Annotated in this window: 13 protein-coding genes; 6 read left to right on the top strand and 7 right to left on the bottom strand. The window is 69.4% G+C overall.

What is annotated here, in order from left to right; all coding sequences use genetic code 11:
- Positions 1-16 precede the first annotated feature (16 nt).
- The 6 genes from ACFHWS_RS26075 to ACFHWS_RS26050 all read left to right on the top strand — a co-directional run bounded on the left by ACFHWS_RS26075 (position 17) and on the right by ACFHWS_RS26050 (position 6,291).
- Complete coding sequence (locus tag ACFHWS_RS26075) at positions 17-556, top strand: hypothetical protein (protein WP_416569311.1); 540 nt, start codon at positions 17-19, stop codon at positions 554-556.
- Complete coding sequence (locus tag ACFHWS_RS26070; protein WP_416569310.1) at positions 535-1,812, top strand: hypothetical protein; 1,278 nt, start codon at positions 535-537, stop codon at positions 1,810-1,812. Before ACFHWS_RS26075 ends, ACFHWS_RS26070 begins: the two co-directional genes overlap by 22 nt.
- 370 nt (positions 1,813-2,182) lie before the next feature.
- Entirely contained in the window at positions 2,183-2,452 is a 270-nt protein-coding gene (locus ACFHWS_RS26065) for a hypothetical protein (RefSeq protein WP_416569309.1), read from the top strand.
- A 274-nt stretch (positions 2,453-2,726) separates the two neighbouring features.
- Entirely contained in the window at positions 2,727-3,476 is a 750-nt protein-coding gene (locus tag ACFHWS_RS26060; protein ID WP_416569308.1) for a glycosyltransferase, read from the top strand.
- The gene (locus ACFHWS_RS26055; protein ID WP_416569307.1) at positions 3,473-4,960 is read left to right on the top strand and encodes a glycosyltransferase family 4 protein; all 1,488 of its coding nucleotides are present in this window, start codon (positions 3,473-3,475) and stop codon (positions 4,958-4,960) included. The genes ACFHWS_RS26060 and ACFHWS_RS26055 overlap by 4 nt, the downstream gene beginning before the upstream one ends.
- 14 nt (positions 4,961-4,974) lie before the next feature.
- Positions 4,975-6,291, top strand: a complete 1,317-nt coding sequence (locus ACFHWS_RS26050) for a glycosyltransferase 87 family protein (protein WP_416569306.1) — start codon at positions 4,975-4,977, stop codon at positions 6,289-6,291.
- 146 nt (positions 6,292-6,437) lie between these two features.
- Here the strand turns inward: ACFHWS_RS26050 and ACFHWS_RS26045 are convergent, their stop codons facing one another.
- The 7 genes from ACFHWS_RS26045 to chvE form a co-directional block, all read right to left on the bottom strand.
- A complete protein-coding gene (locus ACFHWS_RS26045) occupies positions 6,438-7,484 on the bottom strand; it encodes a LacI family DNA-binding transcriptional regulator (RefSeq protein ID WP_281551192.1) in 1,047 nt (348 codons plus the stop codon).
- A gap of 54 nt (positions 7,485-7,538) precedes the next feature.
- A complete protein-coding gene (locus ACFHWS_RS26040) occupies positions 7,539-7,730 on the bottom strand; it encodes a hypothetical protein (protein ID WP_281551191.1) in 192 nt (63 codons plus the stop codon).
- Between the two features lie 66 nt (positions 7,731-7,796).
- Complete coding sequence (locus tag ACFHWS_RS26035; RefSeq protein WP_416552410.1) at positions 7,797-8,690, bottom strand: TIGR03619 family F420-dependent LLM class oxidoreductase; 894 nt, start codon at positions 8,688-8,690, stop codon at positions 7,797-7,799.
- Positions 8,690-9,604, bottom strand: coding sequence for a deaminase (locus ACFHWS_RS26030; RefSeq protein WP_416552412.1), 915 nt, complete (start codon positions 9,602-9,604; stop codon positions 8,690-8,692). The genes ACFHWS_RS26035 and ACFHWS_RS26030 overlap by 1 nt, the downstream gene beginning before the upstream one ends.
- A gap of 167 nt (positions 9,605-9,771) precedes the next feature.
- Entirely contained in the window at positions 9,772-10,953 is a 1,182-nt protein-coding gene (gene mmsB / locus ACFHWS_RS26025) for a multiple monosaccharide ABC transporter permease (RefSeq protein WP_278170952.1), read from the bottom strand.
- On the bottom strand, positions 10,950-12,500 hold the full coding sequence (mmsA, locus tag ACFHWS_RS26020; protein ID WP_416569305.1) for a multiple monosaccharide ABC transporter ATP-binding protein: 1,551 nt from the start codon (positions 12,498-12,500) through the stop codon (positions 10,950-10,952). Before mmsA ends, mmsB begins: the two co-directional genes overlap by 4 nt.
- A 10-nt stretch (positions 12,501-12,510) precedes the next feature.
- A complete protein-coding gene (gene chvE / locus ACFHWS_RS26015; protein ID WP_416552746.1) occupies positions 12,511-13,632 on the bottom strand; it encodes a multiple monosaccharide ABC transporter substrate-binding protein in 1,122 nt (373 codons plus the stop codon).
- Positions 13,633-13,718: the final 86 nt, after the last annotated feature.

Genomic DNA, 13,718 nt, shown 5'->3' with positions numbered 1-13,718 from the left:
CGTCGTACCGTCGGGAATGCGATTCGCCGATGCCATCGTGCCCACCGAGTGGGCCATGGACGAGTTGATTCACGCGGAGTTCCACGGTGGTCGGACGGAAGACGCGCCGATGACCTGGGCGCAGCAGGTCATGTGGCGGGCAGCCACCCTGTCGAGGACCCAGCATCTGTTCCTCAACCTGCGCCGGGTGCTGGCGGTGCCACGTCGGGCCCCGGCCAATCTGTCCAGCGTGGTGCAGGCGATCGGCACGCTGGTCGGCCGGCACGGCGGGCTGCGCACGTGGGTATGCCGGACGGCGGACGGCACGTCGCGGCAGGAGACTGCGGCGGCCGGGCAGGTTCCGGTCCTGGTGGTTGCGGGCACCGGCGACGGCGCCGCGGCGGCCGCCGAGCTCACCCGCCGGCTGGGCGACGTCGCCTTCGACCACGGTCGGGAGTGGCCGGTGCGGTTCGCCGTGGTGCGGGTCGATGGCGTGGTACGCCAGCTGGTGCTGGTCTTCAGCCACTCGACCGTGGACGCGTACGCGGTCGAGTGGTGCTGCGAGACCCGCGGCTGATCCTGCTCCGGGGCGACCTGGGCACCCCGGCCGGGCTGCAGTCGGTGGACGTGGCCCGCCGCCAGCACGGGCCGGACCAGCGGCGCTCGGCCCGTACCGTGGCGTACTGGCTCCGGCAGTACCGCCGGCTGGCCGACGTCTCGCTCGACGGGCCGGCACCGCCGGCCACCCCACGGCTGCACCGGGGCACGCTGGTCTCGTCGGCCGCCGCCACCGCCGCCCGGATGGTCCCCGCCCGGCATCGGGTGAGTTTCTCGACGGTGCTGCTCGCCGCTACCACCGCCCTGTCCGCCGGAGCGAACGGGCGTCAGGTCTGCGGACAGTTCAACATGTCGCACAGCCGCTTCCGGCCCGAGTACGTCAATGCGATCGCCAATCTCGGTCAAATCGGCTTCTGCGTGCTGGACATCGCCGATCGCCCGGGATTCTTTGAGCTGCTACCACGGATCTATCGGGTCGCGCTGGACGGATATTTGCACGCCTACTACGACGCAGTCGCGATGCGGACGACGTTCGAGGAGCTCGGCTACGACTACACCACCGCATTCCTGCCGCACTACTATTTCAACGACGTCCGGCTGCCCGGCGGGGACTTGGTGGACGACGTGCCGCCGGTAGCCGAGCAGCAGTTGCGGGCGACCGCGGACGGCAGCCACTTCACTCTCATCGACGGCCTGGACGCCGCCTCCTGGCACCGCCTGCTGCACGTGGTGGACGAGCCGGAGGCGCTCGGTCTCACCTACACGGTCGACACCCGTTCCTTGCGCCGGAGACGATCGAGCCGTACCTGCGTGACCTGGAGGCGCTGCTCATCGAGGCCGCGTACCGGGACGTGCCCTGGCCCTGGCAGCCCGGCGGACGCGGCTGAGCCGACCGGCGCCCAATATCCGGGTCGCCGTGCCGTCCGCCGCCGTGGCACCGCTGACCTGGAGCCAACGCGCCACCTGGCCGGACCGGGCTGCCTTCGACGCTGCCCCGGCGATGCCCACCTGCCCCGCACCCTGCGGGTGCCCGACCGGTGCGACACCGACGTCGAGCGGCTGAGCCGGGCGGTCGGGCTGCTCGTCGAGTGGCATGCTGCGCTGCGGACCGGCTTCCAGCCGGCCGGCGACGACTTGGCAAGGTGGTCGCGGCCACCGGCACGCTGCCGGTACGCCTGTTCGCCGCACCGCCGTCGCGGGCCGACCCCGACGGCGCGCGGGCCGCGACGGAACTGGCCGCCGACCCGGTGGACCACCGTGACGAGTGCGCCCTAAGGGTCGGCCTGTTCCAGATCGCCCCCCGGGTGCGCCAGATCGCGTTGGTGTTCAACCAACCATGCTGCGGTCAACTACCGCGCGGCCGAGATCGTGCTACGTGACCTGCGGCTGCTGCTACTGCGCGGGGCGGTCCCGAGGCCGGCCGCCTGGCAGTTGGTTGATGTCGCGGCCCATGAGCAGCATGAGGGTTCCCGCTCGGATCACGCCGCACGCTACTGGTTGGACCAGTTCGCCCGGTTCCCGGGGTGAGGCGTTCCCGGTCGCCGTCCGGCGCCGGGTCAGCACCGCCACCGTGCTTTTGACGATGTCCGGCAACCGGTTCCGGGCCAGGTACGACTCCGAGGTCGCCAGTCTCAATTAGATAAATTTGCGCCATCTGAACCTCTCGCACAGACCCGCAGCGGCGGGGCCGGGCGGCTTCGCCGAGCTGCTGGCCCGGATCTGGCAGGCGTCGCTGTCCGCGCACCGGTATGCCTACTACGACCCGGTGGCGATGGCCCAAGCCTTCGCCGGTCAGGGCCACGACCTGGCCAGCGCCCTCGCGCCGTACTGCTTCGTCAACGATCTGTGGCCGCCACGCGGATCCGGACCGGCGCCAACGGTAGCGCCCGCACAACTCATGACGATGACCGGTTGAAGCTGTTGAGCTGGGATGCGGCGCCTGCCCGCTTCGCCTGGCGGTGTCGGTTCCATGGACGCCTCCGACGGGGTGTCGCTGGTGGTGACGGCGGTCCAGATCGAAAAGCTGCTGTGGAGTGTCGATGTGACCCTGACCGAGGCGGCTGTGCCGGTGCGTGACGGACCGGTAGCCGCCCGATGGTGCCGGCTGCGATCAGCGTCGCCGTACCGTTGCGAGTGGCTGCCTCGCGGTGGCCTGCTCCCGGGACAGCGACTGGCTGGCGCAACCGTCCGTGCCGTACGCGCGCAGCGCGGTCGACCTGGAGCTGGTCGTACCGGCGTTCAACGAGGCCGCCCGGCTACCCGCCACCCTGGCGGTGGTCTCCGGCTTCCTGGCGGACTGTCCGTGGCGGACCCGGATCGTGGTGGTCGACAACGGCAGTACCGACGACACGGCTGCGGTCGCGGTCGGAAGTGCCGAACCGGTAGCCACCGCGACGGTGGCACGTGACCCCGTGGAGGTCGTGGTGGCCGGGTGCTCCCGGCCGGGTAAGGGCTCCGCGGTGCGCCGTGGTATCGAGAGCAGTCGTTCTCGCTACGTCGGCTTCATCGACGCGGACCTGTCGACGCCGATCGAGACGTTGCATCGGGCGATGGCGGAGCTGGACGCGGGAGCTACGGCTGCGATCGCTTCCCGGCACGCACCTGGTGCTCAGCTCGTCCGGCCGCAGCCGTTCGGCCGTCGGCTCGGGGGAGCGGCGTTCCGAGCCCTGGCCCGACGGCTCGTGCCGGGCGTCCACGACACTCAGTGTGGATTCAAGATCTTCGACCGGGTCGGGGTGCAGCATGCGTTGCGGCGCTGTCGCGTCAACGGGTTCGCCTTCGACGTGGAGCTCCTACGTCAGATTCGGCGGGGCGGGGGTCGGATCGCTGAGATCGCGGTGGCGTGGACCGACGACCAGCGCTCCACCTTCCGCCCGCTGCACGACGGTCCGGCTGCCTTCGCCGACCTGCTGCGGCTGTACTGGCTGGAGCTGCGATGAATAAGGGGAGCTTCACCCTGGCGGATCGGCAGCTGTTGGTGGTGAGCGACCGTGACGTGCGCCATCCCGATGCCGGTGGACAGGAACGGTACCTGCACCAGGTCGCCCGGTGTTGGGCTGGCTGGGGAGCCTCCGTCAGCTGGGCCGTGGAGCGTGCGCCAGGTCTGCCCGACGTAGAACCGATCGACGGCGTGATGGTGGTCCGGAGCGGGATCAGGTCATGGCGGCAGCCGTCCGTGTTGACGCAGTTGGTTCGCCGGGCACATGCGGTGGTCGACGCCACCGGATACCCACGGGGGAGCGTGCTGGCCGGCGGCCGAGCACCCGTAGTGGCCGTGGTGACGGACCCGCCGCCAGGCCCGGACGACACCCGACCGAGCTCTCTGTCGGCGCTACGCCGCCTCTCGTGGTATCCGGCCACGCGTGCGCCGCGCGGTGCCGACGCGATCGTCACGCTGTCTCCTGCGGCCCGGCACGCGGTGCGCCGGCACGCCCGGGCCCGTGGACCGATCTTCGTGGTGCCGCCCGGTACCGACCCTGGCGCCACCTCCGGTGCACGGTCGGCCGATCCGCTGATCGTGATCGACACGCGCCTGGCCTCGGACCGACGGATCGATGTGTTTCTGCGGGCGCTGGCGGCGGTTGCCGGCCAACTGACCGGCTTGACGGTGGAGGTCCTCGGGACCGGACCGGAGCTACCCCGACTACGGCGGATGATCGCCGACGGAGCTCTGAAGCGGGTGGTCTCGCTCCCCGGCCGGCTACCGCAGTCGGAACGAGACCGCAGGCTCGCCCGCGCCTGGCTCACCGTGTCGACGGCGACCGCCGAGCTTGCTGGATTCGAGCCGCTGCGCGCCGCCGCACTCGGGGTGCCGTGCCTCGTCCTGGACACACCTGGGGCGGACAACTTCGTGCTCGGCGGCCGGACCGGGTACGTCGTGGCTGATCAGGAGCAGCTGGGCGCGGAGATCGTGCGCGGCGTGCGGCTCCTTTCCGACCAGCGGTACGCCGATCTGACGGCGCGGTGCTGTCGGGTGTGGGCGGGCCTGTTCGGCTGGGACCGTACTGCTCAACTCCTCGCGCGGGTGGTCGAACACCAGATCGTTATGGCCGACGCCGGGCGGTACGGGCCGGCCCAACGTCGATCCGCCCGCTCGGACATCACCACCCGGGTACGCCTGCCGGCCGGTGTGCCGGCACCGACCGCCGGACTTCGGGTCACCGACGAGGTGGTGGTCTGCGATGGCGTGGTGGAGCTGCTGCTCAACGGTTGCGACGAGGTCGACGCCGTCGCGGTGCTGAGGCGCCTCGGCGTCACCGGGGCCAGTGTTCGCCTCGCCGGTCGCCACGACCTGCTGATCGGTCCGCGTCCACTGCCGCCTGCGCTGGCGGGCCACCAGAGCGACCGAGGCGACATGTGGCGACGGCTCGACCTGGTGCCGTTCTACGACGAGTTCGATGTCTACCGCCGCCAGCCGGCGTAGGAATGGAGATGATCATGATGAGTGCAACTGTGGATCCCCACCCGGGTCCGGCCATTCGTCCGACCGACTCGCGGTCGACGGCGCGCCCGGCCGTCATCACTGCGGCGGCGGTGCTGGTGACTGCGTTCGGGCTGGCCCTGCTGGCCTCGTACGTCTTCACCCGGGACCCGTACTGGGCACTGCGCTGGACGGTCGACCTCAAGGTCTACCTTGCCAGCGGTCTCGCGGTGCGTGAAGGCACCTCGCTGTACGACGTGGTCATCATGTCGCCGCTGTACGGTCCCATGCCGTACCTGTATCCACCGTTGACCGCGGTGCTGTTCTTCGTGCCCTTGTCCTACCTGCCGATCGGGGCGGCGAGCCTGGTGTGGAACACCGCGTCGTTGGTTGCCCTCGGCGCGGTCGTCTGGATGACGCTGAAGGTGACCGGGGTCCGGGACGCACGGGTGCGCGGGGTGCTCACCGTGGTCGTGCTGATCCTCGCCGCGTGGTTGCTGCCGGTCCGGATTCAGCTGATCGCCGGTCAGATCAACATGTTCCTGCTGCTCCTGGTGCTGCTGGACTTCCGGGGCGGTGGCGGTCGCTGGCGTGGTGTGGGCATCGGCATCGCCGCCGGCCTGAAGGTGACCCCGCTGATCTTCATCGGCTACCTCGTCGTCACCCGGCAGTGGCGGGCCGCCGGCACCGCCTTGGGGGCCTTCCTCGGCACGGTGGTGGCCGGTTTCGCTGTGCTGCCAAGGGACTCGCTGACCTACTGGAGCGGGTTGGTGCTGCACTCGTCGCGTGCCGGTGGTGTCTTCGACACTCCGAACCAGTCGTTGTCCGGGGCGTTGGCCCGGGTACTCGAGGGAGAGCAGTTCGCTCGGTGGTGGCTGGTGATCCTGGCCGGCGTGGCGGTCTTCGGGCTCGCGGTGGCCAGGTACGTCTACCTGCGTGGTTCGGACTTCCTGGGATTCTCGGCTGCGGCGGTCACCGGCCTGCTGGTGTCGCCGGTGAGCTGGGAACACCACTGGGTGTACGTGATCCCGTTGCTCATCTGGCTGGCCTGCCGCGCTTACCAGACCCGTTCGGCATGGCTCGCCGTCGCGACCGGGGTGTTGGTGCTGGTGTTCACCATCCGGGTGTTCAGCCTGTTGGGCATTCCGGAATCGCCTCCGTCACCGATGGAGCTGGCCGTCTGGCAGAAGGTGGTTGCCGCGATGTTCCCACTGACCGGACTTGCCCTGCTGATACTCGGTCCCATGTGGGTACGTCGCGACTTCCCATCGGAGCCGGCGGCGCGACCCGTCGAGCCGCCGCTTCGTGAACTGGTATCGGCATCGGCCAGATGACGGACGGACCAAGGCGGTCGTACCGGGACGGCGAGGTTGCCGTCCCGGTACGGCGTTCGGCAATGCATGGCCCGGCACGATGTTCGCGCGCCTGCCGGCCCGGCGTCATGGGTGCCCGCGGCTTGTGGCCCTGGCGGGTGCCGGACTCACCGGACGGGCGCGGTACTGCCTCTGACTACCAGTTCGGTGGGGAGCAGGATGTGTCGCGGGTCGGCTGCCGCGCCGGTCCGGGCCTGCTCGACGGCTACCCGCAGCGCCTCCGCCGCCGCCCGCCCCTTCAGCACGACGTCCTGGCGCACCGTGGTGAGGGTCGGCCGGATCTGGGTGGCCAGGGGATTGTCGTCGAAGCCGACTACCGAGACGTCACCGGGAACACGCATGCCCAGCGCGGTCGCTTCCTGGATGACCCCGTAGGCGATGGCGTCGGAGAAGCACAGGACGGCGGTGGGCGGGTCGTCGCGGTCCAACAACAGCCGTGCGGCTGCGCGGACGGCGTCGATCCCGCCGCTGGGCTCACGAGCCACGACCGGGCGGATCGCGGCGGCGTCCAGGGCGTCGAACCATCCCAGCATCCGTTGTCGGGAGGGGTAACCATCTGCCAGCGAAAGGGGATCCTCGATGAGTCCGTGCTCGCCGTGCGCCCCGGACAGCAGAAAGCCGACCCGGCGATGGCCCAGGTCGACGATGTGTTGCGCGGCGGCGCGGGCACCTGCCCGGTCGTCCACGTTGACGCAGGTCACGGTCGCGACAGGCTTCTGGTCCACGAAAACCAGGGGAAGTCGCCGGCGGGACAGCCAGTCGACCGCGGGTGAGGTCGGATCACACGCGTAGACCAACGCGCCGTCGATGGCGACGTCACGGGCCGGGATGATCCCGCCGCTGCTGGCTGAACTCAGCAGGGTGAGCGCGAGGCCGGTGGGGGCCAGCTCCTCGGCGATCGCGCCGAGGAAGCTGGTCGCCACCAGATCGGTGAATGCGAATCGGAGGGATTCGGTGAGAACAATACCCACCGCGCCGGTTGTGCCTTTGGCCAGTGCGCGTGCGGCAGGATCGGGGCCGACATAGCCAAGTTCCTGAGCGGCGGCAAGAATGCGCTCTCGCAGGGTACTGGAGAGTTGGTCCGGGCGGGAGAAAGCGTTTGAGACGGTCATGCGGCTGACGCCTACCCGGTCCGCGATGGTCTGCAACGTCACTCGTGGGGCCATGCCCACCGCCTCTCGTCCACCTACTGAGGTGAGGCGAGGTTATCAGGCAGGGCTGCGCTCGGCCGGGGCGATCGCCTGGGCCGCCCGCTGCAGGCCCTTGGCCAGTGCAAGCCGGACGAGCCGGGTGCGCTGGGGGCGTTCGACGTGCGGCACGACGGGCGCGTCCGGGCGGGCGCTGTTGACGTTGCGGGAAACCTCGTTGATTGCTCCGACGAAGCCAGATGCCATTTCCATGATGATCACCCCTCGGCTGACCGGTTAACCTCTATACCGGTACAGTACGCGAGTCTTCTATACCGGTCAAGGGACTTCTTGTCGATACGCCTGAACGATCTCGACCAGCTGTCGTTGCTCGGCCGCGAAGTCCCGTCTCGTCGGGACGTCCGGGTTCGGGTCGAGGATGATCTCGGCCGCTCCGCACTCGGTGAGCGCCCTGACGTCCCCGACGATCTGGGCGAGGGTGCCCACGCCGAGCGGACGATCCGGGCCCGCGGACCGGGCCTGCAGCCGGGCCTTGATCCGGGGGACCAGAGCCGGAACCGGTCGACCCGCCTCGGCGGCCGCCGCCGTCAGCGCCGGCAAACCTCTGTTCCTGAGCCAGTCCAGAGTCGGATTGATCGGGTGCCAGGCCGTGCCGAACCGGGCGGCCCGGCGGATCGCGGCCCGGCCGGCGCCACCGACCCAGACCGGCATCCCGCCTCCAAGTGGGGCCGGCCCCGTCGCGACATCGGAAAATCCGTGTTCGCTGGAGCTGACCGTGTCGGCCGCCCAGGCTCTCGTGATCACCCCGAGGTGGGAGTCGGCGGTGCGGCCCCGTTGCCGCACGTCGAGCCCGAGCGCCGCGAACTCGGTGGCCGCCCATCCCGAGCCTACGCCGAGGACGAACCGGCCCTGGCTGAGCAACTGCAACATGGCACTCATCCGGGCGGTCAGCAACGGATGACGGTACGGCAGCACCGCCACCGAGGTACCAAGTCGGATCCTCTCGGTCTGCGGGAACAACCAGGACAGCAGCACGAAGGGGTCGTAGAACGGCGCAGGATACACCGAGGTCACCTCGGCGGTGGGCGCCACATGGTCCGACACGACCAGGGTGGACAGGCCGTTGTGCTCGGCGAACCGGGCCCAGTCGAGGAACGCCTCCGGGACCGCCTCGGGCCCGAAGTTCGGCACGTTGATTCCCAGCCTGGCCATCACGCCGCCTGGGCGAGATAGGCGTGGAAGGGCGCGGAGAGCTGCTCGGCCGACAACCCGGTGTCCGCGCGCCGGGCGATGCCCGGCAGTACCGCCGACACGGCGTCGATCAACCGACCGGTCGTCTGGGGGTCGGGGTTCATCGCCGGCGGAACGGACTCCTTGCCCGCGGCGAAGACGATCTCACCGACCCCGGCTGCGGCCGCCACCGTCCGGCAGATCGCGCACGGTTCACAGCTTGAGTAGACGACGGCGCCGCGCAGATCGGCCGACCCGGTGCGCCGTGCCGCGTCTCGGATGGCGGTCACCTCCGCGTGCGCCGCCGGATCCAGGTCGGTCAGCGCTGTGTTGACGCCAGCACCGATCACCTTCCCGTCCAGCGCCACCACGGCGGCGAACGGCAACTGGCCGGCCGAGCCGTGCATCCGGGCCGCCTCGACGGTCCTTGCCAGGAGTCCGGGCTCGCCACCGATCGACGGCAGCGCCGTACCGATCAGCTGCCCGAGCGGCAGGGCCGAGTCTTGAAACAAGGTCACCTGCACGCCCGCCGGCCCGTCGAGCCGGGCGTTCAGGGAACCCCACGGCGTGCGTCGGGGCGCGGCGATCAGCCGTGCGCCCGGTGTGTCGCCGAGGACGTCGACCGCCGCAACCGCGTCGTCGACCTGGAACGCGAGTCGTACCGGAGTGCTCGGAGTACCGTCGGTCTCGACCTCGGCGATGAATGCGGCCTGAGCCTCGTTGGCTAGCTCCAGGGTGGCCTGGCCGGCGGCCAGGATGGCCACCCGCGCGCCTTTCGGGCCGGCCATTGCGGCCAGCTCGGTGAGCCCCAGCGAGTCCCGGTAGTAGCGGAGCGCGTCGTCCACATCCGGTACGACCAGGACGACCCGTAGCTGCGAAACGTTCAGTTCTGCCATATCGGCACCCTAGAAGCTGACTCGCCACTGTAGGGGTGCCAACACGCGGAGCGACGTTTGTGTCCGCGGCGGACCGGACATCAGGATGCCCGGTCCGGCCGGGGCGCTGCACGATGCCAGACGGACGCGTCGGGTGCCGACCGGTCGGAGTCGCCCGAGCGGCGGGGTCAGCGGGAGGCGACGCCGGCGCGGCGCTTGCTCCACACATCGAAGGCGACCGCGGCCAGCAGCACCGCACCCTTGACCAGCATGACGTTCTCACTGGGGGCGCCGATCAGCGACATCCCGTTGTTGATCACGCCCATGATCAGACCGCCGGTGACCGCGCCGACCACCTTGCCGACCCCGCCCTGCACGGCCGCCCCGCCGATGAAGGCGGCGGCGATCGCGTCCAGCTCGAAGGTGTTGCCGGCGGTCGGTCCGGCCAGGTTGAGCCGGCCGGCGAAGATGATCCCGGCCAGCGCGGAGAGCACCCCCATGTTCACGAAGATCCAGAACACGACGGACTTGACCTTCACTCCGGACAGCACCGCGGCCTGCAGGTTGCCGCCGACCGCGTAGATCTGCCGACCGAACACCGACCGCTTGGTCAGCAGCGAGTAGCCGAGCACCAGGGCCGCCAGCAGCACCAGCACCCACGGCAGGTTCTTGAACCGGGCCAACTGCACGATCACGAACAGCACCGCCGCAGAGGCGCCGACGATCTTGAACAGGAAGACCGGCATCGGCTCCACCGCCTGGTCGTAGCCGAGCCGGGCGACCCGGGCCCGCCATTGGCTGACCGCGATACCGCCGACCGCGACCAGACCGACCAGCAGGCTGACCAGATCGGCACCGCCGAGCGGGCCCAACCCGATGTTGCCCAGATAGCCCTCGGTGAAGCCGTTGGCGAGGGTGCGCACCGGATCCGGGAACGGCCCGATGCCCTGGTTGCCGAGCACGCTCAGGGTGAGCGCCCGGAACAGCAGCATCCCGGCGAGGGTGACGATGAACGCCGGGATGCCGAAGTACGCGATCCAGAAGCCCTGCCAGGCGCCGATCGCGGCGCCGGCGATCAGGGTGATCAGCAGGGCCAGCGGCCAGGGCAGGTCGTGCTCGACCATCAGTACGGCGGCGATCGCCCCGGTCGCGCCGACCACCGAGCCGACCGACAGGTCGATGTGCCCGGCGATGATGACCAGGATCATGCCGATCGCCAGGATCAGCACGTACGAATTCTGCACGATGATGTTGGACAGGTTCTGCGGCTGCAGCAGCGCCCCGTCGGTCAGCACCGCGAACAGCACGACGATCAGCCCGAACGCGATGTAGATGCCGCTCTCGCGGACGTTGATCCGGGCGACGCTCACCGGTCGGCCCCCGATCCCTGCTCCTGTCCCTGCACCATGTGCTGCATGAGTCGCTCCTGGGTGGCGTCGGCCCGCCGCACCTCGCCGGTGATCCGGCCGGCCGACAACGTGTAGATCCGGTCGCACAGCCCGATCAGTTCGGGCAGTTCAGAGGAGATGACCAGGACCGCCGTACCGTTGTCGGCGATCTGGTTGATGATCGAGTAGATCTCGTACTTGGCGCCGACGTCGATGCCCCGGGTCGGCTCGTCCAGGATCAGCACGTCCGGCTCAGTGAAGATCCATTTGGACAGCACGACCTTCTGCTGGTTGCCGCCGCTGAGCTTGCCGACGATGCTCGCCACGCTCGGCGCCTTGATGTTCATGCTGCGGCGGAACTCCTGCGCCGTACGGTGCTCGGCGCCCTCGTCGACCCAGCCGCGGCGGGCCAGCCGGGTCAGCCCGGCCGCCGACACGTTGCGCTGGATGTCCTCAATCAGGTTCAGCCCGAACCGCTTGCGGTCCTCCGTGGCGTACGCGATGCCGTGGTCGATCGCCTCGCGGACCGAGCGCAGCTGGATCTGCCGGCCGTCCTTGTAGACCCGGCCGCTGATGTCCCGGCCGTACGCCTGGCCGAAGACGCTCATCGCGAGCTCGGTGCGGCCGGCTCCCATCAGCCCGGCCAGCCCGACGACCTCCCCACGGTTCAGGGTGAGGTTGGCGTCGGCGACGACCACCCGGTCGCCGTCCGGGGAGCGCACCGTCCACTCCTCGATCCGCAGCGCCTCGGCGCCGATCCTTGGGGTGCGCGGCGGGAACCGGTGCTCCATCGACCGGCCCACCATGCCGGAGATCAGCCGGTCCTCGGTGACCTCGTCGTTCGCCAGGTCGAGCGTCTCGATCAGTTCGCCGTCGCGCAGGATGCTGATCGTGTCGGCGATGGCGAGGATCTCGTTCAGCTTATGCGAGATGATCACACAGGTGATGCCGGTGTCCCGCAGCCCGCGGAGCAGGTCGAGCAGGTGTGCGGAGTCCTCGTCGTTGAGCGCGGCGGTGGGCTCGTCCAGGATCAGCAGCTTCACCTGCTTGGACAGCGCCTTGGCGATCTCGACCAGCTGCTGCTTGCCCACCCCGATCTCGGTGACCAGGGTGGTCGGATTCTCCGTCAACCCGACCCGGCGCAGAAGCTCGGCTGCCTGGTGGTTGGTGTGGTTCCAGTCGATGAGGCCACGGCGGGTCTGTTCGTTGCCGAGGAAGATGTTCTCGGCGATCGTCAGTTGCGGGCAGAGCGCTAGCTCCTGGTGGATGATCACGATGCCCCGGTGCTCGCTGTCCCGGATCCCGGCGAACCGGGCCGGCTGGCCGTCGAAGGTGGTCTCTCCGGCGTACGACCCGTGCGGGTAGACGCCGGAGAGCACCTTCATCAGGGTCGACTTGCCGGCGCCGTTTTCGCCGCAGATGGCGTGGATCTCGCCCCGGCGTACGGTCAGATTGACGTCGTGCAGGGCACGCACGCCGGGGAACGTCTTGGTGATACCCCGCATCTGCAGGATGGCGTCGGTCGGCATGATCGTTGACTCAGCCCAGCTGCTCGGCCGAGTAGTAGCCGCTGTCGATCAGCACTTCGTAGTTGCTCTTGTCGATGATCACCGGCTCGAGCAGGTAGGACGGGACGACCTTCTCCCCGTTGTCGTAGTCGGTGGTGTTGTTGACCTCCGGTGAGTCGCCGCTGAGGACGGCGTGCGCCATCTCGACGGTCTTCGTCGCCAGCTCGCGGGTGTCCTTGAAGATCGTCGAGTACTGCTCGTCGGCCAGGATCGACTTGACCGAGACCTGCTCGGCGTCCTGTCCGGTCACCACCGGGTAGGGCTGCCCGGCGGTGCCGTACCCGCTGCTCTTGAGCGCGGACAGGATGCCGATGGAGAGCCCGTCGTACGGCGAGAGCACCCCGTCGACGGTGACGCCGCCCTGGTAGGTGCGGGTGAGCAGATCCTCCATCCGCCGCTGCGCGGTCTCCGGGTCCCAGCGCAGGATCGCGACAGTGTCGAAGTCGGTCTGGCCGCTGCGGACCACCAGCCTGCCCGAGTCGATGTGCGGCTGCAGCACAGACATCGCGCCGTCGAAGAAGAAGGTGGCGTTGTTGTCGTCCGGCGATCCGGCGAACAGTTCGATGTTGAACGGTCCGTCGGCGTCACCGGCGGAGCCGTCCGCGTTGAGCATGCCGAGTCCGACCAGCAAGGACGTGGCCTGCTGGACGCCGACCTCGAAGTTGTCGAAGGTGGCGTAGTAGTCGACGTTGGGGCTGTTGCGGATCAGCCGGTCGTATGCGATGACCGGAATGCCCTGGTCGGCGGCCTGCTGCAGCTGAGTGGTCAGCGCCGTGCCGTCGATCGAGGCGACGATCAGCAGCCGGGCACCCCGGGTAATCTGGTTCTCGATCTGGTTGACCTGGGTGGGAATGTCGTTCTCCGCGTACTGCAGGTCGACCTCGTAGCCGAGCTCCTCCAGCGCGGCCTGGACGTTGTCGCCGTCGCTGATCCAGCGTTCGGAGGACCTGGTGGGCATGGTGACGCCGACCAGGGCACCTGCGTTGTCGCCGTCGGCGGTCTCCTGGTCGATGGTCTTCTCGCTGGAGCCGCAGGCGGCCAGGCTGGTCGCCAGGGTGGCGGCTGCGCCGATCGTGGCCAGCCGTCGGATCATGGTGCTGGTGCGCAATTGCACGGACGTCTCCATCTTCTAGGATGGGCTGCGGTTGTGGCACCGCAGGCGGGAGGTTGTGGTGCCGC

It is taken from the genome of Micromonospora sp. LOL_013, assembly GCF_048060315.1.
Lineage (GTDB): Bacteria > Actinomycetota > Actinomycetes > Mycobacteriales > Micromonosporaceae > Micromonospora_E.
This window is presented reverse-complemented; position numbering and strand designations above follow the sequence as displayed.